Annotated in this window: 32 protein-coding genes; 11 read left to right on the plus strand and 21 right to left on the minus strand. The window is 61.4% G+C overall.

The window, feature by feature from the left end; all coding sequences use genetic code 11:
• The first annotated feature begins 183 nt into the window (after window positions 1-183).
• The 8 genes from KW835_RS13120 to KW835_RS13155 all read left to right on the plus strand — a co-directional run bounded on the left by KW835_RS13120 (window position 184) and on the right by KW835_RS13155 (window position 5,788).
• Window positions 184-1,209, plus strand: a complete 1,026-nt coding sequence (locus KW835_RS13120) for a hypothetical protein (RefSeq protein WP_218383028.1) — start codon at window positions 184-186, stop codon at window positions 1,207-1,209.
• 74 nt (window positions 1,210-1,283) lie between these two features.
• On the plus strand, window positions 1,284-2,063 hold the full coding sequence (locus KW835_RS13125) for a hypothetical protein (RefSeq protein ID WP_218383030.1): 780 nt from the start codon (window positions 1,284-1,286) through the stop codon (window positions 2,061-2,063).
• Window positions 2,064-2,340: 277 nt separating this feature from the next.
• The gene (locus KW835_RS13130; protein WP_218383032.1) at window positions 2,341-3,144 is read left to right on the plus strand and encodes a hypothetical protein; all 804 of its coding nucleotides are present in this window, start codon (window positions 2,341-2,343) and stop codon (window positions 3,142-3,144) included.
• Between the two features lie 58 nt (window positions 3,145-3,202).
• Window positions 3,203-3,391 carry a hypothetical protein gene (locus KW835_RS13135; RefSeq protein ID WP_218383033.1) on the plus strand — a complete coding sequence of 63 codons (189 nt, stop codon included), beginning with the start codon at window positions 3,203-3,205 and terminating at the stop codon, window positions 3,389-3,391.
• Between the two features lie 10 nt (window positions 3,392-3,401).
• Window positions 3,402-3,800: a hypothetical protein gene (locus tag KW835_RS13140; RefSeq protein WP_218383034.1), complete on the plus strand. Its 399-nt coding sequence runs from the start codon at window positions 3,402-3,404 to the stop codon at window positions 3,798-3,800.
• A gap of 203 nt (window positions 3,801-4,003) precedes the next feature.
• A complete protein-coding gene (locus KW835_RS13145) occupies window positions 4,004-4,540 on the plus strand; it encodes a hypothetical protein (RefSeq protein ID WP_218383036.1) in 537 nt (178 codons plus the stop codon).
• A gap of 141 nt (window positions 4,541-4,681) precedes the next feature.
• Window positions 4,682-5,440: a hypothetical protein gene (locus tag KW835_RS13150; RefSeq protein WP_218383037.1), complete on the plus strand. Its 759-nt coding sequence runs from the start codon at window positions 4,682-4,684 to the stop codon at window positions 5,438-5,440.
• Between the two features lie 48 nt (window positions 5,441-5,488).
• Complete coding sequence (locus tag KW835_RS13155; RefSeq protein WP_218383038.1) at window positions 5,489-5,788, plus strand: H-NS family nucleoid-associated regulatory protein; 300 nt, start codon at window positions 5,489-5,491, stop codon at window positions 5,786-5,788.
• A gap of 58 nt (window positions 5,789-5,846) precedes the next feature.
• On the opposite strand, the gene KW835_RS13160 is transcribed toward KW835_RS13155, so the two are convergent.
• Window positions 5,847-6,380, minus strand: coding sequence for a hypothetical protein (locus KW835_RS13160; protein WP_218383039.1), 534 nt, complete (start codon window positions 6,378-6,380; stop codon window positions 5,847-5,849).
• A gap of 226 nt (window positions 6,381-6,606) precedes the next feature.
• On the opposite strand from KW835_RS13160, the gene KW835_RS13165 reads away from it, so the two are divergent.
• Complete coding sequence (locus tag KW835_RS13165) at window positions 6,607-6,798, plus strand: hypothetical protein (RefSeq protein ID WP_218383040.1); 192 nt, start codon at window positions 6,607-6,609, stop codon at window positions 6,796-6,798.
• A gap of 580 nt (window positions 6,799-7,378) precedes the next feature.
• Here KW835_RS13165 and KW835_RS13170 read toward each other — a convergent pair.
• Window positions 7,379-7,813 (minus strand): putative Ig domain-containing protein, encoded by a 435-nt coding sequence (locus KW835_RS13170; protein ID WP_218383041.1) that lies wholly within the window; start codon window positions 7,811-7,813, stop codon window positions 7,379-7,381.
• 254 nt (window positions 7,814-8,067) lie between these two features.
• On the opposite strand from KW835_RS13170, the gene KW835_RS13175 reads away from it, so the two are divergent.
• Complete coding sequence (locus KW835_RS13175) at window positions 8,068-8,706, plus strand: YiiX/YebB-like N1pC/P60 family cysteine hydrolase (protein WP_218383043.1); 639 nt, start codon at window positions 8,068-8,070, stop codon at window positions 8,704-8,706.
• Window positions 8,707-8,817: 111 nt separating this feature from the next.
• Here KW835_RS13175 and KW835_RS13180 read toward each other — a convergent pair whose 3' ends face one another.
• The 18 genes from KW835_RS13180 to KW835_RS13265 all read right to left on the minus strand — a co-directional run bounded on the left by KW835_RS13180 (window position 8,818) and on the right by KW835_RS13265 (window position 25,322).
• Window positions 8,818-9,765 (minus strand): GIY-YIG nuclease family protein, encoded by a 948-nt coding sequence (locus KW835_RS13180; RefSeq protein ID WP_218383044.1) that lies wholly within the window; start codon window positions 9,763-9,765, stop codon window positions 8,818-8,820.
• A 512-nt stretch (window positions 9,766-10,277) separates the two neighbouring features.
• On the minus strand, window positions 10,278-10,748 hold the full coding sequence (locus tag KW835_RS13185) for a hypothetical protein (RefSeq protein WP_218383046.1): 471 nt from the start codon (window positions 10,746-10,748) through the stop codon (window positions 10,278-10,280).
• A gap of 108 nt (window positions 10,749-10,856) precedes the next feature.
• Window positions 10,857-11,537 carry a YkgJ family cysteine cluster protein gene (locus KW835_RS13190; RefSeq protein WP_218383048.1) on the minus strand — a complete coding sequence of 227 codons (681 nt, stop codon included), beginning with the start codon at window positions 11,535-11,537 and terminating at the stop codon, window positions 10,857-10,859.
• A complete protein-coding gene (locus KW835_RS13195) occupies window positions 11,534-11,869 on the minus strand; it encodes a hypothetical protein (protein WP_218383050.1) in 336 nt (111 codons plus the stop codon). The genes KW835_RS13190 and KW835_RS13195 overlap by 4 nt, the downstream gene beginning before the upstream one ends.
• Complete coding sequence (locus KW835_RS13200) at window positions 11,866-12,624, minus strand: hypothetical protein (protein ID WP_218383052.1); 759 nt, start codon at window positions 12,622-12,624, stop codon at window positions 11,866-11,868. The genes KW835_RS13195 and KW835_RS13200 overlap by 4 nt, the downstream gene beginning before the upstream one ends.
• A 3-nt stretch (window positions 12,625-12,627) precedes the next feature.
• Window positions 12,628-13,914 carry a transposase gene (locus KW835_RS13205; RefSeq protein WP_218383058.1) on the minus strand — a complete coding sequence of 429 codons (1,287 nt, stop codon included), beginning with the start codon at window positions 13,912-13,914 and terminating at the stop codon, window positions 12,628-12,630.
• A 252-nt stretch (window positions 13,915-14,166) separates the two neighbouring features.
• Complete coding sequence (locus tag KW835_RS13210; protein ID WP_218383060.1) at window positions 14,167-14,679, minus strand: hypothetical protein; 513 nt, start codon at window positions 14,677-14,679, stop codon at window positions 14,167-14,169.
• A gap of 14 nt (window positions 14,680-14,693) precedes the next feature.
• Window positions 14,694-15,143 (minus strand): hypothetical protein, encoded by a 450-nt coding sequence (locus KW835_RS13215; protein ID WP_218383062.1) that lies wholly within the window; start codon window positions 15,141-15,143, stop codon window positions 14,694-14,696.
• Window positions 15,144-15,373: 230 nt separating this feature from the next.
• Window positions 15,374-15,757, minus strand: a complete 384-nt coding sequence (locus tag KW835_RS13220) for a hypothetical protein (RefSeq protein WP_218383064.1) — start codon at window positions 15,755-15,757, stop codon at window positions 15,374-15,376.
• The gene (locus KW835_RS13225) at window positions 15,750-17,420 is read right to left on the minus strand and encodes an ATP-binding protein (protein WP_218383066.1); all 1,671 of its coding nucleotides are present in this window, start codon (window positions 17,418-17,420) and stop codon (window positions 15,750-15,752) included. The genes KW835_RS13220 and KW835_RS13225 overlap by 8 nt, the downstream gene beginning before the upstream one ends.
• Window positions 17,421-17,513: 93 nt before the next feature.
• Window positions 17,514-18,035, minus strand: coding sequence for a hypothetical protein (locus tag KW835_RS13230; RefSeq protein ID WP_218383068.1), 522 nt, complete (start codon window positions 18,033-18,035; stop codon window positions 17,514-17,516).
• Window positions 18,036-18,187: 152 nt separating this feature from the next.
• On the minus strand, window positions 18,188-21,652 hold the full coding sequence (locus KW835_RS13235) for a hypothetical protein (RefSeq protein ID WP_218383070.1): 3,465 nt from the start codon (window positions 21,650-21,652) through the stop codon (window positions 18,188-18,190).
• The gene (locus tag KW835_RS13240; RefSeq protein ID WP_218383071.1) at window positions 21,649-21,960 is read right to left on the minus strand and encodes a hypothetical protein; all 312 of its coding nucleotides are present in this window, start codon (window positions 21,958-21,960) and stop codon (window positions 21,649-21,651) included. Before KW835_RS13240 ends, KW835_RS13235 begins: the two co-directional genes overlap by 4 nt.
• Window positions 21,961-22,284: 324 nt before the next feature.
• On the minus strand, window positions 22,285-22,935 hold the full coding sequence (locus KW835_RS13245) for a hypothetical protein (protein ID WP_218383073.1): 651 nt from the start codon (window positions 22,933-22,935) through the stop codon (window positions 22,285-22,287).
• A 70-nt stretch (window positions 22,936-23,005) separates the two neighbouring features.
• Window positions 23,006-23,683, minus strand: coding sequence for a hypothetical protein (locus KW835_RS13250; RefSeq protein WP_218383074.1), 678 nt, complete (start codon window positions 23,681-23,683; stop codon window positions 23,006-23,008).
• Window positions 23,680-24,033: a hypothetical protein gene (locus KW835_RS13255; RefSeq protein WP_218383076.1), complete on the minus strand. Its 354-nt coding sequence runs from the start codon at window positions 24,031-24,033 to the stop codon at window positions 23,680-23,682. Before KW835_RS13255 ends, KW835_RS13250 begins: the two co-directional genes overlap by 4 nt.
• Window positions 24,034-24,136: 103 nt before the next feature.
• Window positions 24,137-24,616: a hypothetical protein gene (locus KW835_RS13260; protein ID WP_218383084.1), complete on the minus strand. Its 480-nt coding sequence runs from the start codon at window positions 24,614-24,616 to the stop codon at window positions 24,137-24,139.
• Between the two features lie 79 nt (window positions 24,617-24,695).
• On the minus strand, window positions 24,696-25,322 hold the full coding sequence (locus KW835_RS13265) for a phospholipase D-like domain-containing protein (RefSeq protein ID WP_218383086.1): 627 nt from the start codon (window positions 25,320-25,322) through the stop codon (window positions 24,696-24,698).
• Window positions 25,323-25,485: 163 nt separating this feature from the next.
• Between KW835_RS13265 and KW835_RS13270 the strand changes: the two genes are divergently transcribed.
• A complete protein-coding gene (locus tag KW835_RS13270; RefSeq protein ID WP_218383087.1) occupies window positions 25,486-25,950 on the plus strand; it encodes a hypothetical protein in 465 nt (154 codons plus the stop codon).
• On the opposite strand, the gene KW835_RS13275 is transcribed toward KW835_RS13270, so the two are convergent.
• Window positions 25,951-26,349, minus strand: a complete 399-nt coding sequence (locus KW835_RS13275) for a hypothetical protein (protein WP_218383089.1) — start codon at window positions 26,347-26,349, stop codon at window positions 25,951-25,953.
• Between the last annotated feature and the right edge of the window lie 482 nt (window positions 26,350-26,831).

The raw sequence follows: 26,831 nt of genomic DNA on the forward strand, positions 1-26,831 counted from the left end.
AGGAGCTTCGGAAAGCGATTTCAATCCTCAGGCTTAGCGCCCTAGGACGAAGCGGTAGCTGACCGCGCTTTCGGGCGAAACCAGCATTTCACGTCAGGCCATCGGCTTGGCGACCACCAACCCACCGGGGATTCACCTTCCCCGATGGGGAGACGTGTCCCCGGGTTTCCACAGGAGCCCATCATGGGATCGACCGTTTCAACCGCCAAGCTTGTAGCCGCTTTCGCAACCAGCGAGGGCACCACCTACTACGCTCTCTACGAAGAGTCGTATGAAGAGAACGTGCATCCGCACACCCGCCGCTGGAACTGCGTCGGATTCGGAGACCTCCCAAGAGTCCTGAAAACCATTTTTGGCCGAGCCGCCAACTGCGAACCCGGAATGCTTTGGGGTGCAGACGGCCCCATCGCGCCCACCGAGTACATCGCCGCATGGCTGCACGAGATGAAGTCTCCAATGGAGATGCCAGATCACACCATCGACTTGCAGGTATCCGCCGAATTGACTGCCCACGTACCGAAAGGGATGCTCGGGTTCGTCACAGCGGATCTGGAGCGCTGGGGCCGCCACGATGTCGCGCAGGCTCTACGGGTCGGCAAGCCCTTCCCTCTGTCGCTGCACAAAGAGCCTCAGCTCTTCCAGCAGTTGTTCGGGGGTGAGCTTCTCCCGGCCTGGCGCGGAATGCCTTCCAAGCCCTCCACGCAACAGCGCCCCGGCCTTGGCTATGCGCCCGAAGCTGTGTCGGCCGCGACCGCTGCGGCCGCCGTACCTCGCTACGCGAAGCTGCCTTCCGACCTGATGCTCGAACGTCACGGCGAGGGCGTCTGGCGTATCGCAGGCTGGCGCAGCCGCGTTGTCGAGCTTGCCGTTGAGGTCCTCTGGAACGTGGAGCTTGAAGCGCCCGGGGTCTACGACAAGCACTTGACAGCACTGCGCATTGCACTTCGCGACGCGCCGACTGTGGCGCCAGGGGCAACGGTAGTCGTCGATCTCGACGTACCACTCCAAAGCCCCCACGCCACCGAGCGCCGTCTCACCCTGGTCACCACCTTGGCCGAGCGGCTGGGCGTCCGCAAGACCTCGCGCGGTTACGAGTTTCCGTATCCGTGCGACGACGAGGATCAGATGCTTGTGATTTCGATGCCACCGGAATGCGTGTACTGGGAAATCCCAGACGCACATCTCTCGGCATTGAAACTCGCAGCCTGACCTTTTTTTCTCAACCCCTAGACGGGCAGCCGATGCCCAAGGGGCCGGTGCTCGTCCCTCACAGGACTAACACCATGCAATCACACAACACCCCGATCACCCGCACCATCACCTCAGCCCAGTTCGAAATCCTGCGCGCGTCGGTGGAGGCATACAAGGAACTGCTCGCCTGCCCAACTTCGGCCTGCCGCGACGCCCACGGCGACGCCTGGGCGGACGTGGAGATCGCGGCATGTGACGCCCTCCTGAAGAGCCAGCTGGCCTGTGTCCGAGCCCCCGAGGGTGACGAAACCACTGCGCGCACCACGGCCAGCCAGGTGCACCAGGAATCGGCCCTCTGGGTCACAACCACCGCGTTTCTCGCCCTACTGCGCCAGGCCGACTCGGTGTCGGTCAACCAGAAGCTGCTCCAGCACTGGGAAACCGCAGAGGCCAACGCGGACGCCGGCAATCAGGTGGTGCGCTTTTGCTGGACAAGCGAAGGCTACCCCTTCGCCGTCGCACTTACCCAGGAGGGCATAGCGAATGGCGAGTGGCGCCGAGGCGCATTCATCTGCGCGGACTCCGAGGGCGACATCGTCGAACTCGTGCTCTCCAAGCACATGACCATCAGCCCCGCTGCGGCCGGTCTGTCCAACGACGGCCGGTTGCTCCCCACCGGGTGCGCCAGCGACCCGCTGGCCAGGAGCGAGTCGGCAGAGCCCCCTGCCTGCCAGTCTGCTGGTTTGGGGTTCTCGCTGGACCTCAAGGCCGGCACTCTCAGACGCATCGGGCCCCACACGCTGGGCGGCACGGACCCAATGGCCCTTGACATCGTCACGGGGTCTGGGCCCACCTTCACGCCGTCACGGTGAACACGATGATTGGCGCGGCTGGAAGCCTCAAGGCCCACTGACCGCCCCAGCACATAACGACGCTTTCTTGCGCGCCTTCGGGCGTCGCAGGGAGCTTCCCCAAACGCACGCTCGCCGCGTGCTTGGGAAAGCATTCCTCCCTCCGCCTTTGTGCAGAGGATTGATACGGCAGCTGGCCGTGCCTACCGTGCAAAGCAGCATTCCCATTTCTTTCACCCCACAACGGGCATTTGATGCCCACAGGGGCGCATTGCCCGTTCTTCCTCCGGAGAACGACATGACTACCCAAAAGCCCCCTACCCCAGCGCGCTCAGCACTCAGGGCACTCAAAAAGGAACTGACGGACCACACAGACTTCGCCAAGTTCCACATCCTCAAGCCGACACACCATCTGGTGGATGCCTGGATCGCCAAACTGGCAACCGGCAGCGAACTCGATCTGGTGTCGGATGTCGATTCCGTGATCCTGCGGCTCAAGAGCTTCAAGGCAAAGGCGCGGCGGGCACTGCCCATCGCCAATGGAGGCTTCCAAGGCGAAGAAGCTGCAGTCTGGAAACAAGCTCTGGCGCAGGCTGACATCACTGTCTCACAGTTGGACGGCACCGACGTTTGGGGTTTTTCTTCCAGCGCAGCCGAAGGCTACGACACCGAAGACGACGCCCTGAACGCTGCGCTGCAAGCGCACCCAGAGATCGTTGCGAAGGTGTTGCCAGCGCCTGAGCCTATCGATCCGGAAGACGCCCTGCGAAAGTTGCTCTTCAACGCACATGGGCGCCTGCGGGGAGTGAGCCTCTCCAAGGCTTCCGGCAAGCGCGGGGCGGTCATCACGGCCAACGCGGTGAGGAACGCAGCAGGGGCGAAGTTCAAGCCCTCCAGCTTCGTCCTGGCGACAAAAGACTTCCATGCCCAGTACGCAAGGGTGGTGAAGTTGATCTCGGACCACCACGGTGTCGAGGTCAGCTCACCGCTACACGCAGAAATGCTGGGGACCGCAGCTGCGTACCTCTCGCACTACGGCCTGAGTCTTCAAACCACCTCGATTCCCACGACCCGAGTTCTGCTCGGACAAAAACCCATTTGATAACCCGGACGGGTTGGCCCTTTCGCGGGCTCACCTGTCCCAACCCGGAGATAGAACAATGGCATTTCTGACGTTCTCGATGCTTTTGCAAATGCTCGTGGAGGCCGAAGGCCGCCGCGACGACATCGACTTTCCCAAGGACGTGCGGGAGCGCTCAGCCGAAACCGTTGCCCTGTGCAACGAGCGGCTGGCCAAGGAAGGCATCACGCGTGCCGAACTCGAACAACTCGCGGCCGAGGAAGCCTAGGAAAAACACAATGATGACCCAAGCAAGCGACAAGCCTGCACCGAGCACCATCCGAATCAAGGATGTCGCCGACTGGGTTCGACGGGTCTACGCGTCGGACTACTATGCGGCCCACTCGCTCACCAAACGCGAATGGATCATGGAATACGCTGGCAATCATGGACTGGACTTCAACCGCCAGGCTTTGTGCGAAGTCAGCGCCCAATTGATCAAGGCCCGCTCACTGCTGGCTACCATGCCTGAGGCCGACCGCTTCGCCATGATGGATCTCACCATGATGGTCGAGGCGACCCTCAACATGACAGCCGCACTCAACCCGGCAGTCGCACAGGTCGTGCGCGCGCTGCCGCCACTGGAATGGTCCGACATCGAGCCCCCTGCGGTGCTCCGTCAAGGAACCCTTCACTGACCCACCGGCCAACTGGCCGCTGGACAACCACCCCCCAGCCCCTGTTTCGCAAGATCCAGGGGCTTTTTTTGGCCTCCGAAATGGGATGGATGTGCCAAATATTCCTCGTATTGGTCAGAAACAGCACGTTACACTTGCCGCGAATGCTTGCTCGGATTACTTGCCGGGTGGGCTTCAATCAATTTTTTAAATGGAGCTGCAGAGTGGGAATTCTTAAACGGGCTGGCACGGTGACTCTTTTGGTATTGGCTGTGGGATGCACGGTTCAATCAGTGCCCGAAGCGAAGGATGTGGCCCAGGGCCTTGAAGAGTTCTGGGCGCCATGCGGCATAGTGAAAGCCGTCGATTTTCAGAAAACGAACGGGGCAGAGCAAAAGGATTACTACGGCATGGATGTGGCCTACAAGCTGCAGTTCACAAGCGATTTTGCCAAGGAAGACCTCTGGCACACCAACCCTCCAGAGCCCGTTGACCAGACGAGGTACAACCTGGAGAGCCCCGACTCCGCTGCGGAGTATGCCGCTGCTATGGCCGACTACAAGAAAGAACTCGCCCGCCCGAACGAATTTTGGGCGAACCACTGCCAGGTCGAATTGAACCAAAAATACCTGGGGAGCATCATCGGGGAAGCCGAGAACAAGGGAATCGTAGGCAAGGACGTAAAGAAGGGGGACACCATCACGGTGAAAACCTCCTTCAAGATGATCAAGTCTGAGAAGGGCTGGATAAGCGTTGAATAACGCGGGTTTTAGCGACTGATTGCGCGCACCGCGAATTCACCATTAGAATCCGCAAAAATCATTGGCAACTGAGTTCAATAATAGTCCGGGGCGCCGCGCGCCACCGGGCAGTTTCTTTATTTGGCGTGCATCGCCCATCACATGACCTCCACCCCGCAGAGCGCCTCCGCCCTCGCTTCCCTACGGAAGGCGCGCCTGCTGGCCATCGTGGCTGTGTCGCCGGAGCATCGCGTGGCCTGCCAGAGCCCAGGCTGTGGCCACGGGGTCTACGCGGCAATCCACATCGTCGAAGACGCGGGCCAACTGCTCGTGATGGGCTCGACCTGCTTCGCAAAGCACTACGGCGGCGCGCTGGCGCTGGGTATGCCGGCGTACTCGGCGGGCGGCGGAAACGGCCGGATGCTCACCGAGGCTGAACGCCTGGCGTTAGTGCACAACACAGCGGCGCTTCTGGCGGCGTTCAAGGCTGAGCATGACCAGGCGATGGCCGAGGCGAACGCAAGGCTCAAGCAGGCCAGCGAGCGTCGCGCTCAGCGAATGCCCTTCCGGCTCCCGGCACCCCCACCCCGTGCACCAACTCCGACGCATCCCTGGCCATGGCAGCACTCCACCAACAACTCTGTCGCCGTGGTACGTTCCCCTGAAGGCCAAGCATGGATTCGGGTGCAGCACAGCAACGGGTCACAACGCTTGGTGCCGTGGCCAGCATTTGAGGGCTGGGAATATGCACTCCCTCCCTCGTGCGGCGCGCCGGACCATGAGGTGAAGGCGCTAGCGGTCCCAAACATCGTGACGGCCATGCTGGGGTTGCGCATGATCGGCTTCACCCAGCCCGAGGTGAGTCGCTGGCCCGACGTTCTCAGGCTAGTGCCCCCCGCCGCCACCAAAGCACTTGCGTAGGCCTTTACGCCGCGCCTGCCCACTCAACAACCGTCGAAAGGAAACCGAATGACCCAATCTCAAAGCCTCAAGGACCTCGTCGCGCAGCGCGAGGCGCTCGATTCCCAGATCGCACTGCTCCGCAAGGAAGAAACCTCGGGCGCGATCGCCAAGGCGCGCGAGTTGGTGGCCGCGTTCGAACTCACCCAGGAACAGGTCTTCCCCACCGGTCGCAAGGTGAGCAGCGCCAAGGGCAAGACCGTTGCGCCGAAGTATCGGCACCCTGAAACAGGCCAGACCTGGACGGGCCGGGGCAAGCCTCCCACCTGGATCCGAGCCGAGGCCGATCGCTCAAAGTTCGCGATTTGAGGCGACATGCGCCGATCAAAGGGGAGCCTCGGGGCTCCCTTGTTTTGGCCCTGGTCTGCTAAGTCCCAGGCCATGGAAGCACTGGCGCACCAGACTCGCTGCCGCAACGTATGTAGACGTGGGCAAAGGTGCCTGCAACGCTCGGACTTCCGCGTTTGCACCACTCCTCATGGAGCACCACAAGACTGTCATCGTTCAGCCAAGGGCTCTGCAGGTTCACCACCAGAATCCCCGGCCCATACTGGCAGATCACGGCCCCGTACGAGGCCTTGGTAGCTTTATGCAGCAACCGCTCACAGGCACTGGAAGCTAAAGCCCCGTCCGGATCGCTATACAGGCCGCTTTTCATCGGCACATGGCCTTTGATCGAGTTGTGGCTGCTCAGACTTTGCGCCCATTCTGGCGAATGAAACGCATCGGTGATCTCCAGCCAAGTGGTGAAGGTCCCATCCGAGAGAATCGCGTCTGGTGTCGAAGGTTGACTGACCACACCAAGCTTTAGACCGTGGCGACGATTGTGCTCAGCGACGGTCGCGGCCAAGACTGCTGCCTCGTGAGCTACCTGGATTGCTTTGCGGCTCTGCAGTGCCATGGCGGGGTTCTTTCAGCTAAGCCACCAGTGGAATGGCGAGGAGGTCATTTTGGCATGCTCGCCGCAGCGCGGAGGGCTGTTGACACGTTTCAGAACTTAGACCGGCCGCTGTGCCAAATTGCGCAATGCATCTCGATTTGCAACACCTGCAAACAACTTCGCCTCCGGCCGGCCAATTGCGGGTACCTACAATGTTCTACAGGCCGCTCTAAGTTTCTGGCGGTAGATGGAAAACGACGAAATACTCCACATGAACAAAACCTGCTTTGGCTTTGGTGCGCTTGCAACGGCCGCACTTGTTCAAATGATTCTTGGCCACGCAGACCTGCTGAACCTCGCCGGCAGCGCAGGCACGACGCTCGTGCTGGTGAGCGCCTGGTTGCGTTGGGGCGCGCCGCGCCTGGCACGGGCCGCCTAGCGCTGACAAACTGCCTGCAGCATGGCCGCGCAACCGATACCCCGACCCTCGCGACCCCGCCTCACCAACCTCCACTTCAAGGTGCTGCGTTCGCTCCACAAAGGCGCATGGAGCCAAGGCTCCACGGTTTACTGGCGCGGTCCGAACAGATCAGAGGTGATTGGATACGCGTGGGAAATGGCGTTTTGGGGGAGCGACGCTCGCTTTGACGCCATGATGGCGGTCCCAGACCTGGAACGTAGGGGACTCATCGTCGATGGGACACGCGATGGCCTTGGTACCAGCTCCAAGCACTGGGAGATCCGCCTCACACCCAAAGGCCGCGCGTTCATTGAGAACGCCAACGGCGCTCCCGCCGCCCGCGCCCGCAGCAACGCCGCCAAGGCCAGGGCGCGGTTGCTCGCACCATTCAAGCCCTTGCGGCCGAGCAAACTGGCCAGGCGATGGCCGCGTAGCGCGCGTTACACCTTGACGGCCCTGGGAACTATCAAGCGTCTTTGGCGAGGCCTGATGGGTCGGTAGGCCAGCAGAAACAGAAAGGGCCTCGACTGAGGCCCGTTTCATGCGATCGGCTTGTGCCCTACTGCGGAAGGATCTTGTATGTCTGCTGGGTGGTGACATTCATGTACGTTGCCTGGATGGAGAATTCCGCATATCGGGCCGGTCGCGCAACTGTCCCGCTGATCACCCCATCACTGCTCACGCTCACTCCATTCGGAAGAAGTCCGCCGACGAACGTGTACACCACTGCCGAGACATCCTTTTTTCCGCCGACCACGTGCGTCAAGGGCTTCAGGTCGTACATGTACACGCCCGACACGCGCGAGTTCGGCAATGTCGCAGAGTCGAGCGTGATCCCGGGTGGCACATTCGCGGCTGCATTCTTGAGGGTCGATGAAGACCTCACCAGCCAAACCTGGGAGCCTTCTGCCGTTTGGGAATAGGCAGCAACGGGAAGTGCCGCGCCTGCCGCCACAAGGCAGGCTACGGCTAGAAGGGTGCGGAAGTTGGACATGGATGCCACCTGGATGTACGAGCGAGACGCGTGGCCCTACGGTGGGCCTGCCGAAATCGTCTCTGGCCCAGGAATTCTAGAAACCCGCTGCCGAAATACGCCGCCGAAAACGGACCTAAGAGGTCGTTTTTCAACGGTTCGGCGGCGTGACCTCGACGCCTTGCTTCGCCCATCAGCTGTCGTGATGAGCCTCACCGCGAAGAAAAGTCGTGGCGCCACCTGGGCGCTGGCCGCTTGCCCGCTATGCTGACGACATGGACTATCCGCTCCCTGGCTATCGCGCAACCCTCATCAAACAAGCAGACGTTTGTGCTGGTGACGTTCTTCTAGGCTATGCCGAAATTACTTCTGGGGAAGACCAAGCGCAGCCGCTCGGCTACTCCCACGTAGCGATAGCATTAGCCGAACAGCGGGTTTTGGAGGCGACTACCTCCGGAGTCGCCATCGTTACGATGGAGAAATTGCTAGAGGACTATGAACACTTGGCGGTGCTTCGCTCCCCGGGCCTCTGGGGTGCGGAGAGGGTACAGCGGCTTGAGCACTTCGCCAGATCGCAAAGCGGCAAGCCTTTCAACACCCAAGGCATGGGCCGCGTGCCAGACCGCAAAGAGAAACACAGCGCTGACTTGATGGAGAAGGTGCCAAAATTCTTCGATGGCACCTATACCCCGCCGCCGCCCGATCAGAGATCCTACTTTTGTTCTCAACTGGTGGTAGCAGCGTTCATAGACGCAGACTGCATCAGCGACGCGGGCTCAATCGCACTGTCACCGAAAGTCATATCACCGAGCGATATCGGGGAAGACAAAACGTTTGGATTCTTTGTCGGTTACGTGACTCGGAGCGACAGGTACGAAGTGCCCCTGCAGGACCACTTTCGACGTTTTCTCTGAGATTGAAAGGCCGATTCCGGCCGATGAGGGAGGTTGCCTGCCGCAGGTGTTCATGGTGGCGGACTGACTGGTCATCATCGCTGGAATGCGGACCTTGCTTGGGCGCCAGCCTCACTTCTGCGCGCTCACTACCGCTTTGCTTGCTCCCACAGTGCATTCAAGTTCGCAACCGCACCCGGGACACTCCACCAGGCCTTGGGCACCGACAGTACCAGTGAATCTCAGAACCGAGCCGCAGCTAGGGCACGGCCTGGCCCATGCCGCCCACGAACCAGAGGCTTTGCCGAGGACAAGCTCGACGGTCACATCCCCGAAGTTCCGGCCATGCTTCAATGGCACCGCCAATTCCACCGCAGCGGGGATTGACCGGTTGATCGCCTCGGACAGATCTCCAAGGGGCGCCTCGAAAAAGACTTTGCTACCCAAAACGCGCCAGCGGTCCAGTGAAGCAGCCGCCGTCCCCCAGACCGCCCCAAGGTCGTCAACGCAAACGCAGTGGACGAGCGTGTGAAAGCCGATTCGGGATGTGAACCGCTTTTGCCTGGCGTCAAGTGCTGACAGAGCAAGGCGCGGATCCGTGCGGGTGTAGCTGATCCGGAAGAGGTCCTTTCGGTGCCACTGACACCGCGTCACGTAGATCCACCCTCCCCCAGGTGATCGCAATGGAGGAATCGCAGCGTGCTCTACCAAAGCAGGCGATGCGAATGCTGCCCCTTGATCCCTGTGGAGCACGAAATCATCGAGCGCCTCCGCGTCGCCATTGGTGAATGCTTGCGTGGCATCCAGCGCGCGCTTGAGTAGCGGCTCTCTGAGCAGGAAGAACTCGCGCTTTTGCACGGGCCGGTTTGGAGCGAGCAAGTCGAACAGAGCCCTCTCCGCGTCATATGCAGCGGGCACCTGAACGGAGTGCACCAAGTGAAACTCGCCGACGTCCGGCACCTCCCGATGCTCCAGGTTGAGGCTGTCGATCCTCTCCTGCGGGCTCCGGGTCGTGTACCCCAGTTTGAACAGGCCGTCCAGGTGAAACGGGTTTCGGGCCATGTAGAGGTACCCCGGCATGCCGGCGTGCCGACGATAGTGGTCAGGCTCAAAAACGAGGGGACGCGATCTGCGAACTACCGCAGAGGTTGTCCTAGCGACTGGTGGGGCAACGTACGGGAGAGCTGCCAGTTCACGTGCCGGAGGCCTCGCCGGGCCCAGCTCATCGACCGTACTGGAAACACGCAGCAACTCCTCGCCTTCAGGCGCTGCAACGTGCTCAAAAACGGGTTCCGTGAATGGCTCTGCCTGCGGCTCGACCACCGTGGGCGCAGTGTCCTCGAAGCCCACGGACGCGGAAATCGGGGGGGCTGCAGGTGCGAACGATGGCGGTGGAGCATACTCTGCCCCAGAAGGGATGGCAGAGCCATCCTCTGGCTCTGGCTCTGGCTCTGGCTCTCGCGCCGTGCCTGGCGAGCGAAAACCAAACATCGCCCTGACCACCTGGCCAAGCATGAATGCGGCGAAGACTACGAAGCCCCCGGAAGCTACGTAGACGAGAAACAGTTCGATGGACAAGGCGATCCCCGCCGCTAAGCGGCAAATCCCAGCCCGTGCAGTTCTTTGGTCGCAGACAGAAGTGTGTCCTTGAAATGAGATTGCAGGGCGGAAAGATTGACCGCCAACACCTCGTGACCGACCAGACCCAGACTGGCCGCAAACGCAGGAGTGATGTCCATCTTCTGGGTGTAGGCGAGCTTATAGGCTTCAAATCGTTCCGCCATCTTCGGAGGGAACAGCTTCTTGTAGTGCCCTATCAGTGGACCCCGAATATCGAGGCGCTTAACGGTCCGATCGATAGCCAGCAACTGGGCGCAAGCAAGCGCCAAATACGACTCCTCGACGTACTGGGCACTTGCGCGAGCGGGCAAGCGCGACATCGCCTTCATGTCAATCTTGATTCGATTCAGGTTGGCCACCAGTATCCGAGCAACTGCCTCGGGGTCACGCCCCACGCTTTGTGCCCCACTCACACCCTCCCTAGAGCGAAGTTTCTTGTCCATCGAACGACCAAGAAGCCACATCGCCAAAAGGACTACCGCGCCAAAAACGACTCCCTCCATCCCATCTCCCAGTCAAAAACGGACCCGCGTGGGTCCCAGCGGCCGTGCTCAGACCGAACTTGCCAGCCCCATCGGGAACCACTCCCGAATGTCATCGTACTGTTGGTTCAAACCCAACGCCAGCGCACCCCACAACTCGTGCTCCGAAGCGTTCATACGCGGTACTTTGACCTCTTCGCCGGGAGTGATTTTGCACAGCAGATCGTCGTCATCCAGGTTCAGGAGCAGACGACACGCCAGCGGTCGGGATTCGTAGATGGTGCATCTGCCTTTGCTCAAGAATGAGCAAGGCATGCCGTAGTAGATCTCGCTCATGTCGCGCGCGATCGATTGCAGATCGACCTGGTCGTCCATCACCTTGATTCCGGCCTTCTTGTTGATCTGAGTGCCAGTCTCCCGAGCAATGACTTCAGCCTCGATGCGGCTGATGGGCACTGTGAGGTTGCAGCAATGGGAGCACCCAGCTGTGCACGCCGAGAGCTCATAGACGGGCGCGGACATGGCGTCAGCCGCCTTACGCAGCCAGAACACCTTCTGGGCTGCTTTGGTGGCCTTGGTCGCTTGCTTCAGGAGGCGAGCTTCATCCTCACGGGAGCGCGACCGAAGGTGCAGTAGTTTGGCCTCGATTCGCAGCTGCATTCCTTCTTCACGCTCTGCCACTGCCTTCAGATGGGCTTCAAGCTCGGGCGGGCGCTGGTGCGCAACCTCCATGAACTGCTCCGTCGTCATGCGCGGTGCCCCTCGTTCAACTCCCAAAGAGGATCCTCGGCCCAGCGGAACTCGTCCTGCGCGCCAAGCCTGCGGAAGGCGTCATAGTCGTACCCTGCCCTGATCATTTCCCCGCAGCGCGGGCACGCGGCACGGAACAGCGACCGCGTCAGGACATAGTGTCTGCATTCGAGGCGTACGATGCGTTTGCCAGTGGCGAGGAAGTGGGCCGTCCGCTGTGGCAACGACGCAAACCAGCCGTTGTGCGTCTTGCTCTGTTCCTCCAAGCTCACCAGGCGCTCGATCGGATTGCGCTGGTTGCGCAAAAGGTCGCTGAGTACGCTGTCGTTCATAGCCTGCTCTTTCCCTCAACACGAAAATCGCGATAGACGTCATTGGTCACGCGGCGGGCAAGCTCCGCTTTCACCTTCTTGATCGCCTCGTCGTCGGTCCTCGCAGATGTAGCCGTTAGACTGGAGCGCTTGCCGCCAGAGCTATCGCTGACGAAGGACACAGTGATTCTGCTGAACGGAGAAGGCTTCCTGGCCTTGCGCCGCTCCTCATGGGCGGCCAGAGCCTGCGCGCCGGCATCATTGATGTCAACCATCCACGTGCTGCCACGCTTGGCCACTGCCAATAGTCCACGCTCGTCGAGCCCTTCCAGCATGGAGCGAGTCGGACGCCCGATGGACCAACGGGCTGGGCTGTTGGGCCCTGAAGGATGCCGCCACATCGGCCAGGAAAAGAACTCCTGCGCCTCCACCTTGGAGCCTGCCAGAAACGCCTGCAGCGTCTCCACCACGCGGTCGGTCAGCGGCTTTCCGGCCCTCGGCGGCGTCGTTGCCCCTACTGAGCTGGGAGCGCAGGCCCCCGATGCCGGCACTGGTTTCCGAGACATCTCACGCCAGGACCAGGCGTCAGTACGAAGCCTCTCGGCCACCCAGGCGTTCGCGCGCGCTTCCTGGGGGTCCGGACTTTTGAGTCCATCCAGGTAGGCTGCGCACCGGTCGTACGCGGCCGATCGCGCGGCGTAGTCCTGGAGACCCTCCACTGCCGGCGAGCTTGGCAGCGTATTCGCCACATCGGGATCAGGCATCGTCGGTTCCATGGCTCACACCTCCGGGGCCTTGTAGGAGTTCGACCGAAGCCGCGCCAGCGAGGCGCCACGGGATAGGAAGGATCGAGCGGGCATCCCTGCGGGCAACAGCAGGCTTGCTCGCGCGGCCTCAAAGACATGGCCTCGCTCGGGAACGGCGGCGATCCACTCTTCGAGCTTTTTAAGCTCTGGAACCCGGGCCAGGGTGAAGTCCTGGGCCTCTACTTCAAAGAATGCTCGCACCTCGGGCCCGAAAGTCTTCAAGGCCACCTGCAGGGACTTGAAGAACGGCTTCGTCTTGCCACTCAAGCCCGCCAGGGCGGCCGTCATCAAGCCGAACGCTTCCTCGGCCGCCTTCTTGCCCCGATAGGCCTCACGGAAGGCTTCACGCGCCTCGTAGGCATCGCTGAGGCCTGGGTACGTCCCAAAGATGTATTCCAACAGCTCGACCTCTTGCTCGTGGAGATGCTCCCGCTCCTTGGCAAAGGTTTCTGCATCGTGCGCCAACTTGCGCTTGAGGTAGATCGACAGATCCTTGCGCGTCGCCCTGCGCACCTGCTCCAGCGCGTCGTCTGCCATGGCCATCACGAAGAACTGGTCCACGTAGACCACGGCTTTAGGCAAGAGCGCACGCACCAACTCACGGTGCCGCGCGTCGAAGCCGATGCCCACAGTCTGCGCAGCGCCTGCCCGCTCCAGTCGGGGAGCCAACCCGGCGTCCGTGGTCCTCGTCCGCGCGTTTTGGGTTGTGTCTTCGACAAGGTCCACGATTGCCAGAGCGTGTGCGTCGATCAGGGCCGTAGCGGGCCTCCGAAAGACCTTCACCGAGAACAGCGCCAGCGCCAAAGGGTCGGGGATCCGTACCCAAGCCTCAACGTCTTTCAGGTAGCGGTGAAAGATCAGCCGGACTGTCGTGTCCTCCAGCCCGGATTCCATCGCCATTTCCTGAAACGTCCGCTTGAAGCAACCCTGGCCCACGTGAAGGAAAAAACGTCGCGTAATCCCATGGTCGGTGTGAATCTCCGGAAGCTCCTGCGAGAAAGTCTGGCCGGAGCGCTGGCACTTGAAGCGTTTCACGTTCAGTAGGATCTCTACCTTGGCGTCCTTGCGTGGAATGTCACCAACGATCCGCTTGCGCGTGCCAAACAGCTTCACCGCGCCTCCGCACTTGCACTTCGTTGGCAGTACCGTGTATTCAGCCTCGTAACGGATCAGGCCATCAGTCTTCTCGGTCCCAATGAGGCGGTACCCCCGGGGCATGCCAGGGACTGCGTGGGCAGGTAGTTTCGTCGTGGCGGGCATGGTGTGTCTCGGTGCTGGACTGGATCGGCGAACGGGTCGTTGAGCGCACGACCTAAAAAAGCGCCGCCTGGGGGGCGCTCGTGGCTCCGGGAAGCTGGGGCGTGCTGGGGGGCACCTGTGCAACAGGCGCCCTCGCCAAAGCCTCTTCACGCCAGACGCTCTTGGTGGCTTCTCCCAGCTGCGACCATTCGGGCTTGACGATGGCGAATGCATCGTAGAGGGCGCGCGCAGCGTCTTCCAGGGCCTCGGGGCTCATAGCCGCACCCCCGCGTCCCGCAGGCGCCGCTCATGCTCAGCCCAAATGGCGACTAGGTCAAACTCGAAGGCGGTGAACGCAGTACGCATCTTGTTCGCCCTCAGGAAGGGCGCGATCCTCGGGAACTCGGCTTCGAGGCGGTCAAACCCGTCCCGCAGCTCGCCCACCGTGGGATGCTTTTGCAAGCTGGCGGGGCTCACGCCATTCGCGAAGAACCGCTTCATCCAGTAGAACCCGACGAACTGGACACAAAGCCCCACCACGTTCATCCACAGCTGAGTGCCCAGCAGGGTTGCCATCAATCCCGAGGTGATGACCAACAGGTGGCACATGATGAAATTCTTGCGAAGCTGGAGTACCTGACGAGGGTCGATCCTTTGCCCCCCGGGTATCGCGTGCCCGAAGTAGAAAAGGAACCCGGACCTGCTGCCACACAGGGTGGCCAGGAATCGTGCAGCAAGCAGCGGAAAAGGCAGGTTTACGGGCTCGGACATGTTGGGAGCGTTCATAGGTCTTTTGGGGGTCACCAACGGTGATCGAATTCGGCGTAGTCGTGCAGCAGCGCCAGTTCGAACTCGCTACGGCTCAGGAGGATCGAGTTCGCCTCGTAGAAGCCCCGCAATTGGGGAGCATGGAATAGCAGATCCTGAACAAAGAACGTCTGCAGGTCGGTGCGCTTGACGTGCATCCTGCGGGGGTAGCAATGGACCAGCAGGCGCACAAAGCCCACTCCGAAAAGCGAACTGGCCAGCAGCATCACCAGCGTCAAGAACGTCCACTCTGGGAGGGCGAACATCACTGCGATCCCCACGAACCACCCAACGAAGGCCACGACCATGTAGAACGCGCGCAGCTGGAGCATCGCCCTCGGCTCGATGCGGCGGCCCAGCAGCAGGTCATCCGCGAAGAAAAAGTGAAACGAGTGCGCATCGCCGGACAGGCAGGCTGCGAACTGCACGAAAGAGGTTTTCACGGGGCGTTCCCTGAGGGGCCCGCCACGGGCAACAGCCCTGCAGGGGTGGGTGGCCCCCATGGAGGCATAAGGTTCAAAGTACGTTCTCGGTCCATCGTGCCAGCCCTTAATGGGGCTTTTGGCCCCGCTTTCTTTTGTTGGGATTGTCCCACCTGGAGCAGCTGGCGCTGGTCGCCGAAAGTCCGGTAGATGGGCTAAAGGCAGGTCGGTCGCGCCTTGGGAGATCGGCATCAGGATCGAGGGGCCCGACCTACGCCTTGAGGGGGATAGGGATTGAGGTTGGCTTGCCCAAGGGCGGAAGGGGGCGAGGCAAGCGCGGCAGCGACGAAGGGCATCGCGTGCAAGCGCTCGATTTCGTCGATGCACCGCTCCAGCGCCAGCTGCGCCTGGCTTTGAACGAACCTCTGCTTAACCACGTACGCGCAGTAGGGGCTCCTTGGGTTCCGGCTCCGGTGGTCTACGAGCCAGCTGTCGCATTCGCCCTTGCTTCCGGTGAAGCAATAGGATCCGGTCACCGGATGCTCTACACGCCACTCCTCCTCGCCCCGGCACAGCTGGCGCATGTCCTGAAGCTCCTGCGCGTCCACTCCCACCGCTGGTTCACGATCAGCCATTGGCGCGCTCCCTGGCCTGCGGATCATTGCCGGCGGCTTCCACCTTGATCGCCCGGAAGTTCGCGCAGCGACGGAACACGTCAAGCGACAGCTCCCCGCCCTCAGACAAGGACACCCGCAATGCCAGGCGCAACAACATCTTGGCGTCGCGCGGGGGCAGGCTGGGGAAAGCAGCCACCAGTTGGGCGATCAGTCCCTCGTCCAGTGGCTTACCGAAGTTCTCGCCCAGGGCCTTCCAAACCCGCCCTGCAAGTTCAGGAGACGGCGGCTCGTATTGAATGACCGCTGCGGCGCGCGACAGGAACGCATCGTCGATGTCGTCCCGATTGGTGGTCATAAAAAGTAGTCCGACCGCGTACTCAGTCGTGCGCAGAAACTCCGCAACGATGGCGTTCTGGTCGATGTTGTCGGCACGCGTGCGCAAATACACATCGGCCTCATCGATCAGGCCGACACAATTCCAGCGCTTGATTCGGGCCAGGGTCTCCTTCAGACCGTCATGTATCGCTTGGGGCGACGTTCCCAGGGTACCGGTATGGACAGCGTACAGGGGGCGCCTGATGACCTCCGAATAAACCTCGGCGGTGAGCGTTTTGCCCACCCCGGGCGGCCCCTTGATGAGCACGATATTGCCCGCACTCTTACCCTCGATGAAGTCATCAACGAACACGCCCAGATCGGTAGTCAAAATCCGCAGCAGGTCATGCATCTCCTGCGGCAGGATGAGCTTGTCCTTGAGCCCGGGGTTGTACTCGTAGGGCTTCATGAAGTCCGAGTGCACCCACATCGTCTCGTGGGACTTGAGGTCAAAGACCTTCACCAGCGGGTGGATCGGCACTACGCCCCGGAATTCGTCGTCGTTGAAAAGCGGGCATTCAAGCAGGTGCGCACCAGCAGCGAACTCCTTGGCCGGTTGATCGTGGATCACGCGGCGCCCTACCAGCTCCTCGCCCCGCTCCCATGCACGCCCCTCGATCGAGAAACACCGGCCATTCACCCTGAACTGCTCTGCAAACTGATTCCGAACCAAGGCGTCGAACCGATCCATCGTGGATTGATATGCATCCCGCAGGGCCTTGGTCTCGATGTGCAGCCCTGCGTTGGCCAGAATCTCCGGCACCGACTTGTGAATCGCATCCTCAGGCCGGAACGTGTGGGTACGATGCTGCGCCCCGGCCAGAACCCGAGAGCGTCTATCCCCTTCTACACCGAAGGCAACAGTGTTGAGAACCACTTGAGGCTCGCGCTTCTCGTGGCGGCCCGTGTTGTCGGAGTACGACGCACTCAGCACCAGCTCCGGATACGAGCAGCCATCGGGTCCCTCGACGAAAACCCAGCCATCAATGCGGCCACGCCGCAGGAATGCAACCAGCATCGGCATAAACGCGCCGAAGCTGGGCACCTTCGCGTCAACATTGCCGACACCGGCCTTGAGGATCGCGTCCACCACCCGCACCGCTTTCTTGACGCCCGCCGCTTCGCAGTATTCGCGCAGTTCCCGAAGCTCTTCATCCTCGAACTGGACAAGATCCAGCACTACCTCGGCGTCCTCGTTGTCACCGCCCCTCCTGCTTTTCGTTTCAAAAATGGCTTTTCGGATCAGGGGGCTGCGGATGGACTCCAAGGCGGGGAGAAAGACGCCGAGCGTGGTTACGAGAGACATGGAATCGCCTTCAGGGGTGCGTTGAGGGGGGTGAGTCGAGAGCAGCGTGGATGCCGCCGTCTGTGGCAGGCCAGGATCGCGCAGCAGGGAGCTTCAGTGAACGTCGCTCTGCTCCGGCTCCGGCGCGGCCTCTGAGTCGGTTTCGCGCTGTGGGTTGCCGGCACCTCCAAACAGCGCGATCACCTGCCCCCCACGCGGCTGCGCGGGAGGGGGCGCGCTCGCCACCAGATCGGGGAAGCGGCTGGGGTAGTGCGTGACCATGAACTGGGCTAGACGAGCTTCCCGCCATTGCTCCAGGCTCACAGGCCCAGCGTGAAACTTCGTGTAGGGCCCGCCCTCGCCGGCCTGCATGCCGACCCAGTGGAGGTGCTGCTCATAGAACTCCTCTTTGGCCATTTCGGTCCGAGGGCCGGTGATGATGCAGGCTTCTTCGTAGGTCTTGCGCTGAGCGCCCCACACCTCGGCGATTTCCGCACTGCCAGCGATGTCCGAGAGATGCTTCCAAGCGGCGTCAATGGATCGGGCGGCGATCATGTAGTCCTGATAGAGGACCCGGGGAAGCTCGTGACTTTCCGCCTCGACAGGAGACACAGTGAAGAAATGGAAGAATTGCATGGATTCACCTACTTTCCCGAGTATGAGTCGATGATAACTTTGCCCCCTTCAAATGGCAACCACGAATGCCGACTATTCATCTAACAACACACAAAACCAATGTACTGAATGAACCACCCGCCAGCATGCGCCGGTAGGACTCCGGTTCGCAACTAGCCTCGCAGCACGAACACACGCTCAACCCCCTGTGGTGGCTGCGGCGCGTCCGGCAGGTCACATGCGCCAGCAAGGGTGGCGTTCTTGGTTGTCCTGGCGATGTACTGCAAGGCCTCTTCCCGGTTCAGATGCGTTTGGCCCCAGGTGGACATCCCGAAGTTGGTACCAAACATGTCCACCGCATGTTTTGGGAACTCGAACCCTGCTGGCGCCAGGTCGTACCACTCCAGGTAACGCGAGTCCTGCGGGGACTCGCGACCCTTGGGCTTCGTGAAGCGGATATGCATCGCCTGGTGTGGCGCGTAGTTCTCCGCCTGCTTGAATCCCATCACGGCGTCGATAGCAGCGCCCTCGGACTCCAGCAACGCTGTCGGCGCCCATGCCGTGATTCGGGGCCCGTAGTTCTGCAACCACGGCCGGAACCAATCCGACATCAAATGGCTTATGGGGCGATATGAGGCATCTTCCAGGTGCTTCAGTTGATCTGCCTTCACATAGCCCCCTGCTGGCCCCTTGAGGGCGTCCACGCCTATCTCGGCGAGGGTCCAGCCGCCTTGTTGTTGGGCGGTGGTGTCCCACAATCGTGCGGCCCATCCCGTCGATCCTACTGCGCGCCGCACGCGGCGACCGACATCCTGCATGGCCTGAGCGGCGGAGTTCTCCACGAGCCTCGCTATGAGTCGGCTTGGCTCGCGGTGGGCAAGGCATAGATAGGTCAGAGGTCCCGCCTTGCCACGCCGGAAGACAGCAATCGGGAACGCCAGGGCCGGTGCTGGCACACGATCCCCACGCAGCTTGGTGCTCGCATGGAACGCGTCGGCCAGTTCCTCAACCATTTCCACGGCCTGGGTTTCATTGGGGGCGTCCAGGTACCTCCCCACATTGGCCTCCCACCGCTCTATGCGACCCAGAATCTCCCTCTTGCGCTCGTAGCTGAGAAACGTGGATGCCGTTGGCCAATCCTTGACTCCCTCCCACTCCTGCACTACGGTCTCTGCAGCTGACTTCACCGGCAGCAACGCCCAGCGGCGCGACACCTCGAACAGCGCGGACTTGGTACGCCCCAACGTAATGCGGTGAACCCAGGCATGGGGCTCCAACCGGTCATCCCGCTCCTTGGCCAGGGGCGTGGCATAGATCACCGGCTTGGCCTTGCCCGACAACACCAACCGCAAGGGCTCAAGGCCCATCCCTCGGATGAACTCCCCGGCTTGGGCCGCCTGGGCAACGCCGTCACCCGCGAGCGCGAACATCTGATCGAGAAGGCGGCTCCACTCGGGAGCCGATGCGGCCTCTGGCGTGGGGAGGTCCTGGCCTCGATGCGCCGCACGCCACGCGGTGACGGCGCGCTGGACAAGGCCATCCCGCTCCTCGGGCTGACCGATGCCACCTGAATCAAGCGCCGCGCGAAGGGCCCTGCGGGACGGCAGTTCGGCCTCGCGCTCCGCCAACACCAGCTTCAATGCGCGCTTGAAGAACCGCAGGTACTCCAGATGGCTGGTGCTGCGGGTGTTCCGATGATGGATGAACCAATGCAGCTCCTGCGGATCGACCGCATCAAGTACCAGAAACGGCAACTGGACGTAGTGGTAGTAGCCGTTCGAGAACGCTGAGACGCGGACCGCGCTTGTGAATTCGCGATCGGATCTCATAGAGTTGGCCCGAACCCGCACGTCCACGCAGACATCGGCTCCTTTCTTGTAGGCCACCTTGCACTCCATGGGCTCAATGGCGGTCGCGCGCACATTGAAGCCTTTGCCCACATCGCTGTAGCTGTTCTTGGCGATGCCGGGGGCAGTTCTTGGATTGATGAGCCCCTCCCAGTGGCAGAGCACTCGGGAGCCTGGCCGCAGGTAAGAGTTCTGCTCGGCGATCCAGTCTTTGAGGAGGGGCGACTTTGCCCCTCCAGCCACCATCATCCGGCCATCGTCGTCGTGGAGGAACCGCAACCATTTGTCCTGGAACCGCTGCGAGACAAAGCCCAGGGTTTCGCCCTCGTCGTGAAAGTGCCCGAAAAGCTTGAGCCGGTGGTCCAGGCCAGCCGCCAGGATCAGGAAGCGCTTGTAGTGCTGGGCTTGCAGCTCGAACGCCCGCAGCTTGTCTGTGAAGGCGACATCCTCGAAGCGGATCTTCGTGCCGTCGATGCCGCGAAACACATTGGCGGCCTCATCGGTCGTGGGGAACAGTCGTTCCGCCGCCAGATGGCTTTCCACGGGAGAGAGCACGCAGTGGATGTTCTCTCCATCGCGCACCATCAGGTAGACCTTCGAGTTCTCCCGGTTCCGGATCATGTTCACGAAGGCATCGCCGTAGTTGATGTGGCGGGCCGTGGTCACCGCTACAAGCACACATCGCTGGGTGGGGAAGAACTGCTCCACCAGGTCTGGCTCGGAGCGCAGCGCTTCGAAAAAGCGGTTTTGGTCCTCGAAATCGAACCACTCGTCGATGTCGGTGTAGACCGCAAGCTCGTGTTCGACCACGCGCTTGGCTTGCACCACAGTCAATGGCACATCGGCGGGTGCACACCGTCCCTTGCAGACAGTGTGAACCTCGACGTTCGTCCCAAGGTAGAGGTCCAGAGAGGCAATGCCATCTACGATTCCTTGCACGTAGGCTCGAACCTCTTCAGTCCCGGCGAGCGCCTGGGCCCCCCGCTCCTCGAAGTAGGGTGCGAGCTTGCTCAGCTCCTCGGCGATGGCCGCTGATTTGGATTGAATCCACTGGGCCTTGATCGTGGCCACTTTCAGTTCGTGCCCAGCCGCCTCCCGCATGGCGTGCACCTTGGACTCCGTGAGACCGCTCTCAATGGCGTTGGCCAGGGTGCCCGTTGCCATCGTGACGATCTGCGGATCCACGGGCTGCAGCGGCGCCGGCAGCATCCTGTCGCCCGCCTCTGATGCTCGGAGATCTTCCGAACTACCGCCGTTCGGCTGGCCCGCATCCGTTTGAGCAGGTTTTGAATGGCCTGGTGTGCCTGCTGCTGCAGCTGCCTGCGCGTCACGCAATCCCTGGTCAACCACAGCATTCATGAGCGCCGGGTTGGCTTGGGTCTCAGCGATAAGCCCCTGAAGCTCCATGATGGTGGTGTTGATCTGCGCGATTTCCCTCTCACGGACCGCCTCATGGTCGGGCTCGTACGCGAAGCAATCCAGGAAGTCTTTCAGGAGGAATCGGTGCTCCAGAAAGCGGTGGTAGCCCCGCTGCTTGTTTCCCTCGCCGTCCACCCATTCCAGGGTGCGGCCTCGCCGATAGTCGCTCGGGTGAGGCCGCAGCACGATCGTGTGCGGTGCGTCATCGGCCAAGCGGATGGAGATGATCAGAAGAACAGCATCGCGGGCGATGCCCTCCTCAGGGATCGCGCGGTTCGAGCGCCAATACTGGCCCGCCTGCAGGGACTGGAATCGGGCAAGACGCTCGATGTTCTCGCCACCGGGCTCCACTGCTGCGATCTCCCGGCTCATACGGCCGCCTCGGCGATGAGTTCCGTCAGGACTTCCGCGACCAGGCGGGTGGCCAGCACTTCCCGGCGCAGTTCATCGGCGGGCTCAGTGGCGAGCGCATTCCGATAGACATAGCGCGGCGAAGTGAAGGCCGTCGTAGGGCCCCTTCCGAACCCCTGCATAGAGCCGCCTGGGATCTCCTCGGGCGCGTCCAGGCATCCTGACCCGAGGAAGCCAAGGGCCATATCGGGGCAGGCGGCGAAGTGCGGCTCAGACAGACGACTCCAGGCTCGGCTGGTGCGCTGCGCGTAGATGAAATTCGTGCACATAGGCTGTGGTTTCGGAAGGGGATGGGGGCGTTCGTTGGCTGTTCCTAAGCGATGCAGTCACTCTACCGAGAAATCGAAAAGAAGTACACCGCCAATCACGATTATTATCCCCATAGAAACACATCGATCGGCCCAGGTTTCATAAGGCTTTGCGGCCTCTGGCCCTCTCTGTACGTGGGACGAAATCTGCACCCGGAGGGTGGTCGAGCGCTGGGCGGGTTGGAATTTGAATGAATACCCGATCACGCCCTCACGCGGTGATGGAAGGGGCAAGACAACAGGCCCCGTGACGGTCGGCACCGGTTCAGGGGAAGCACCGAGCGCCTACTCGGCCTGCAGCGCCTCTGTCAGCAAATCTTCCAGACGCTGAGCTAGCCAAGCGCTCTCACCATCGTTGAATGAGGGCCAAGGGATCAAAGGCTTTGTCGTCATTCGGCCAAGCACCATTGCGTGAGGGCAGCGGTACACGGCCGGGGACGCGTGCACGTCTCGCACGGCGAGCATGTCCGACGCGCAGATAGGGCCGCCCCCACCTGCGGCCTCCTCTTTCAGGAACCCGTACTGGAGCCGCCCTGCGTTCGGCGCATCCCAGTAAAACGCCTCGTGCTTGAGGGCGACGATTCCCATGTAAATGCTGAGCGCAAGGCCCAGCACGTTGGCCCCAACCACCCAAAAGCCGATCACCGGCTGCTGCCGTAGGCGAAACAGCCCAACGCTATAGGCCACCAGCCCCAGCGCGGCCCCTGCAGCGGTAATCCAGCCGTACATCGAGTTAAGCCCTAGGCGCAGCAAATAGGCGCCAGGACCCACGATCGTGAGAATTTCGTAGAACAGGGGTGACACCATCAGACCAAGCGAAATGGTCACCGCGCGATCAGCGGTCCACGCACGCCATGTCGATGGGCTCGACCGGCGCTGGCGCAAGGCACAGATGTACAGGAGCCCTGCGAGGTTGATGGCAATGAGGTAGAGCATTGAGTTTGCTGCGGCTAAGTGGTCCTGTAGGCCACGGCGCAAATGGAGCGTCTTGGCAGCGGTGCGGTGTTCAGGCAATCTCGCTGTAGACGGCGGCGCAAAACGCCGCGCAGCGTGCAATGCTGAACTCTCCATCCGCGCCGCGCGCACCGGTCTCCAAGTCCAACCAGTAGCGGGTATTCGAGGCGCCGATGGTCCGGGCCGCTTGCACGGCGTTGGCGGGGTTTAAGCCACCTGCAAAACCCACCAGCCGATCGGAGTCCTCAACGGGCCAACGCCGGGGGACAACGCCTGCACCACCGGATGCGTCGAACAGCCAGTTCACCTGGGTCTGGGACGGAAATCGCTCCTCGTCGCGGCTTTGCAGGATCATCTCGGCACCAAAGCTTTCACCAAACGCCGCCAGCCGATCCAGCAGCTCGAATGCACGCGAGTCACTCGTGTTGACCTGCAGCCTGCGAAAGGCCCCCGTCGCGAGGATGGGAGCCAACTCGCGCACCGTGCCTGTATCCAGCAGCTCGCGCGTATAGGCGCCGCAGATGTGAGCTGACAGCGCCAGCTGCCCGCCAGAACTGGCGATCAACCTCGTGACCCACCGCAGGGAGGGGTATCGAGCGGTACCAGTCTGCTTGGGCGAGAAGAGTATGCCGAACTCCACAGGGCAGCGGCTGGCCAGCGTCAGCATCCCAGCTACTTCGGTCTGATCGTCGGCCCCGGTGAATGTGACGAAGCGCGGCAGATGGATCATGGAAGAGTGGCCCAAAGGCGTGAGTGGCTTTCAACGGGCCAGGATCTGAACGCATGGCCCGGATTGCGTGAAGGGCCCTGCGGTGGCCGGATCGGGTAAGAGCAGAATCCCTGGGCGGTCACCTCAAAGGTGCTGGTGTTGAACTCCTGCCACTCGAACCCAAGCGGGGCATTCGCGTAGATCTGCTGAAGCTCGAAGTCCGACTGTCCCGAGACCTTCCATGCAAGCACTGCCGCGACCGCAAGAGCCACCAGGATCAGCAGCGTCACAACGATTGCGGTAGGGCTCAAAAGATGGAACGGCATGCCATGCTCTTCCGGCAGCGCGAAGATGTAGATCGCTCCATGCATTGGGCTACGGTCCAGAGACAGTTAGCTGGCCACATTCGGCGGCGCCCGCAATCAACACGGGCTTCTGGACCCATGCCGGGGCAATGGACACCGCTGTCATGCCTCAGCCCCGCTGGGCGCCTGCCAGGGCTGGCATGCCCTGCTCCAGCCACTTGGCCGCGTCCAGCTCAGCGCGATCAAAACCGCCGTCGTCCTGCGCTTCGACAAAGTCCTGGAGGGCCAGGAAGTCCGCCATGTAGATAGGACGATTGCGGATCTGGAACATTTCGGTTTTGGCCGGGTGCCGGGTCAGCAGGCTGCGGTAGCTATTGCAGCGTCCAGCCTCCACCAGGCTACGAGACCACTCATGCTCCTCGCGGGTGAGAACCCAAGCTTGCGAGACATTCAGCGCGACAAGCAGCAGCGCCACGAGGCCGGCGCGATCGTTGTCCAGCATCAGGTACATGCCAACGAAAGCCGCGAGGGCCACAAACAACAGGGTGCTTGTCAGTACCGCCTTGCGGTAGCGTGCTTTCCAAAGGCCTACCACCTTGGCGTGGTCCTTGTCCAGTTGCGCGCGGAAGGCGTCGAGGTTGCTTTGCATACGAACTCCTTTTAGTTTCAGTTTCAAACTCACACATCGCGGCACGCCAGTGCGCGACTTCATCGAACGGCCGCGGCCTCTAGAACGGGCTGCGAAATGGTTTTGCGAGCGCCCAGTTGCGCGCAAAGTGAGACGCGTAAACCTTCGCGAGCGCGGGGTTGTCCCAGTTCACCAGAACGTTCTCACTGTTACGGGATGCAGCGGCTTCCGAGTAGTTAAAGCTGCCCAGCTGTACATGGCGACCCTCACTAATCAGGACCTTGTCATGGTGTATGGCGAACGCATCGATCACCCGGACCTGCGCACCGGCCTCAGCAAGAGCTGCAAATGCCGCCTTGGCCTTTGGTGATGCACCGTCGCCGAGGTTGTGCTTTTCGTCGGCGACGATCGACACGGCGACGCCCCGCTTGAGCGCGCGCAGCAGAGCGCTTGTCACTCGTGCGCTGGTAAAGCTGTACGCCATCACTTTGAGGTCAGTCCTTGACGAGTCGATGACCTTCACGACCAGGCTCTCAGCTCCACCCTTTGGCGAGAAGCCCACTTCAAGCGTGCCGGTGGCGGGGACCGCCTGGGCGGCCAGGGCATCCACCACATCGCCAGCAAAGCGGCCGAGTTTGCGTGGAACATCGAAGGCGTTAGCGTTGGCAGAAGCCAGGAGTGCAGCCAGTCCGAGGGCGACGATACTTTTCATGCTGATAGGGTTCATAGGAATGGAGCGATTGAATCATTTAAGGAATTTCATTGCAATTCATTCGTGTGCTTCATTCGCTATTTCACACATACGTTGGCAATGACGCACACGCCCAACTTATGAATTGCCCAATTCGTTCCGTGCATCTACAATTTATTAACTTTTAACGGAGCATTTAATGCGCAAACTTATTCTTGCCGCCGCTGTGGCTGTTACTGTCCTTATCACCGGTTGTGCCACCCGCCATCTCGACAATGGTTTTATGCGGGCGAGCGATCCGAACGTGACCCAAACAGCCACCGGCACGTTGCTGGCAATGGAAGAAAAGCGACGCAGTAACCTCACCGTGACCAACACCGCCGCAGGCGTCGTATCGGCAACGCAAGGCAGCTCCACCTTGGGGCTGGCCGCGTTTGCACTGGAAGTGTTCGACCACGAGAACGCCAAAAACAAGGACCGATTCATGGTGGTCAAAATCCAGGACGAAGTGACGGGCAAAGAGGCGGTGTTCGTGTCCGACCTGCTGACCCTCCCGAAGTACGCGAACGTCGGCGATCGTGTCCGCATGATTCAGCAGAAGTACGGCGCAGAAGGCGCGTACAACCTGACTCGCCACCCAGACTACGACTTGCCCACGCGATGATCATGAGGCCGCCTTGGCTGCGGCCCGTTCTTCGAGCTGTCGGGCATTGAAGCGGGGAATCGCTTCAGGGTGAAGGGCAAACCACTTATCTACCCAGGCGCGCGCCGAGGCGAGCGCATTCTCAAAATCCTGGGGGGTGAACATCTGCACCGTTCTCCCGCCAACCGCTTGACGCCGCCCGCCTGCCCCGGTGCTCAGGGAGCCCCCAATGGAGACATCCACGGACTGACCGAACGGCGCCGAGCGCGCGCCCAGATAGTTTGAAGTGAAGTCTTCAGGGACCTCCGCCCGAATCCCGAAAGAGAGCCCCTTCATGCCCGGTCCACCGGTATCTGCGCCCAAAAGGACGCACTGGCGATATGCGAGATATGTTTTCGCGCAGGCCAGCACGAAACCCATTTCTATTGCATGATCGATAGACCGAAACACTAACATCGACACCCCCGTTTCGCGCGAGTGTGACCGAAAGTAAATGGGCGCGGTGAGTTAAATGCACTGATTCCCCAATACAGAGCAGATTTGGGTGTGTTTCGGGGTATTGGGAGCTCTGGTGATTGCCGCTATTCGAATGGAGGGTCGAGAGTTCGGTCGGAGCTGACGGCGGTTCAATGGAACGGCTGGGTCATCCCTCCCGTTCCGGATACAATTTCCACATCGCGCCGACTCCCCCGGCGCGCTAGTGTCTCCGCCGCAGTGACGGCAGTTCTCCAATAGTGGGTACCCAAGCCCACCCTGCTGTGGCGACCCAGTCAGCCCCGAATCGCAAGGTCCGGGGCTTTCTGCTTCTAGGCCTGCCCAAGTTGCTGTGGGCCTGGCCCGATACGGAAGGCTCCACACTAGCGGTTGTTCACCCCGGTCCCCCGCAGGCAAGTGCGCGGACA

It is taken from the genome of Acidovorax sp. sic0104 (genome assembly GCF_019219095.1).
In the GTDB taxonomy this organism is placed as follows: domain Bacteria; phylum Pseudomonadota; class Gammaproteobacteria; order Burkholderiales; family Burkholderiaceae_C; genus Acidovorax.

Excerpts from the sequence above, each read along its gene's own strand:
- KW835_RS13120 (WP_218383028.1), top strand. The coding sequence starts at position 184 with ATGGGATCGACCGTTTCAACCGCCAAGCTTGTAGCCGCTTTCGCAACC.
- KW835_RS13125 (WP_218383030.1), top strand. The coding sequence starts at position 1,284 with ATGCAATCACACAACACCCCGATCACCCGCACCATCACCTCAGCCCAG.
- KW835_RS13130 (WP_218383032.1), top strand. The coding sequence starts at position 2,341 with ATGACTACCCAAAAGCCCCCTACCCCAGCGCGCTCAGCACTCAGGGCA.
- KW835_RS13135 (WP_218383033.1), top strand. The coding sequence starts at position 3,203 with ATGGCATTTCTGACGTTCTCGATGCTTTTGCAAATGCTCGTGGAGGCC.
- KW835_RS13140 (WP_218383034.1), top strand. The coding sequence starts at position 3,402 with ATGATGACCCAAGCAAGCGACAAGCCTGCACCGAGCACCATCCGAATC.
- KW835_RS13150 (WP_218383037.1), top strand. The coding sequence starts at position 4,682 with ATGACCTCCACCCCGCAGAGCGCCTCCGCCCTCGCTTCCCTACGGAAG.
- KW835_RS13155 (WP_218383038.1), top strand. The coding sequence starts at position 5,489 with ATGACCCAATCTCAAAGCCTCAAGGACCTCGTCGCGCAGCGCGAGGCG.
- KW835_RS13160 (WP_218383039.1), bottom strand. The coding sequence starts at position 6,380 with ATGGCACTGCAGAGCCGCAAAGCAATCCAGGTAGCTCACGAGGCAGCA.
- KW835_RS13165 (WP_218383040.1), top strand. The coding sequence starts at position 6,607 with ATGGAAAACGACGAAATACTCCACATGAACAAAACCTGCTTTGGCTTT.
- KW835_RS13170 (WP_218383041.1), bottom strand. The coding sequence starts at position 7,813 with ATGTCCAACTTCCGCACCCTTCTAGCCGTAGCCTGCCTTGTGGCGGCA.
- KW835_RS13175 (WP_218383043.1), top strand. The coding sequence starts at position 8,068 with ATGGACTATCCGCTCCCTGGCTATCGCGCAACCCTCATCAAACAAGCA.
- KW835_RS13180 (WP_218383044.1), bottom strand. The coding sequence starts at position 9,765 with ATGCCGGGGTACCTCTACATGGCCCGAAACCCGTTTCACCTGGACGGC.
- KW835_RS13185 (WP_218383046.1), bottom strand. The coding sequence starts at position 10,748 with ATGGACAAGAAACTTCGCTCTAGGGAGGGTGTGAGTGGGGCACAAAGC.
- KW835_RS13190 (WP_218383048.1), bottom strand. The coding sequence starts at position 11,537 with ATGACGACGGAGCAGTTCATGGAGGTTGCGCACCAGCGCCCGCCCGAG.
- KW835_RS13195 (WP_218383050.1), bottom strand. The coding sequence starts at position 11,869 with ATGAACGACAGCGTACTCAGCGACCTTTTGCGCAACCAGCGCAATCCG.
- KW835_RS13200 (WP_218383052.1), bottom strand. The coding sequence starts at position 12,624 with ATGGAACCGACGATGCCTGATCCCGATGTGGCGAATACGCTGCCAAGC.
- KW835_RS13205 (WP_218383058.1), bottom strand. The coding sequence starts at position 13,914 with ATGCCCGCCACGACGAAACTACCTGCCCACGCAGTCCCTGGCATGCCC.
- KW835_RS13210 (WP_218383060.1), bottom strand. The coding sequence starts at position 14,679 with ATGAACGCTCCCAACATGTCCGAGCCCGTAAACCTGCCTTTTCCGCTG.
- KW835_RS13220 (WP_218383064.1), bottom strand. The coding sequence starts at position 15,757 with ATGGCTGATCGTGAACCAGCGGTGGGAGTGGACGCGCAGGAGCTTCAG.
- KW835_RS13225 (WP_218383066.1), bottom strand. The coding sequence starts at position 17,420 with ATGTCTCTCGTAACCACGCTCGGCGTCTTTCTCCCCGCCTTGGAGTCC.
- KW835_RS13230 (WP_218383068.1), bottom strand. The coding sequence starts at position 18,035 with ATGCAATTCTTCCATTTCTTCACTGTGTCTCCTGTCGAGGCGGAAAGT.
- KW835_RS13235 (WP_218383070.1), bottom strand. The coding sequence starts at position 21,652 with ATGAGCCGGGAGATCGCAGCAGTGGAGCCCGGTGGCGAGAACATCGAG.
- KW835_RS13240 (WP_218383071.1), bottom strand. The coding sequence starts at position 21,960 with ATGTGCACGAATTTCATCTACGCGCAGCGCACCAGCCGAGCCTGGAGT.
- KW835_RS13245 (WP_218383073.1), bottom strand. The coding sequence starts at position 22,935 with ATGCTCTACCTCATTGCCATCAACCTCGCAGGGCTCCTGTACATCTGT.
- KW835_RS13250 (WP_218383074.1), bottom strand. The coding sequence starts at position 23,683 with ATGATCCATCTGCCGCGCTTCGTCACATTCACCGGGGCCGACGATCAG.
- KW835_RS13255 (WP_218383076.1), bottom strand. The coding sequence starts at position 24,033 with ATGCATGGAGCGATCTACATCTTCGCGCTGCCGGAAGAGCATGGCATG.
- KW835_RS13260 (WP_218383084.1), bottom strand. The coding sequence starts at position 24,616 with ATGCAAAGCAACCTCGACGCCTTCCGCGCGCAACTGGACAAGGACCAC.
- KW835_RS13265 (WP_218383086.1), bottom strand. The coding sequence starts at position 25,322 with ATGAACCCTATCAGCATGAAAAGTATCGTCGCCCTCGGACTGGCTGCA.
- KW835_RS13270 (WP_218383087.1), top strand. The coding sequence starts at position 25,486 with ATGCGCAAACTTATTCTTGCCGCCGCTGTGGCTGTTACTGTCCTTATC.
- KW835_RS13275 (WP_218383089.1), bottom strand. The coding sequence starts at position 26,349 with ATGGGTTTCGTGCTGGCCTGCGCGAAAACATATCTCGCATATCGCCAG.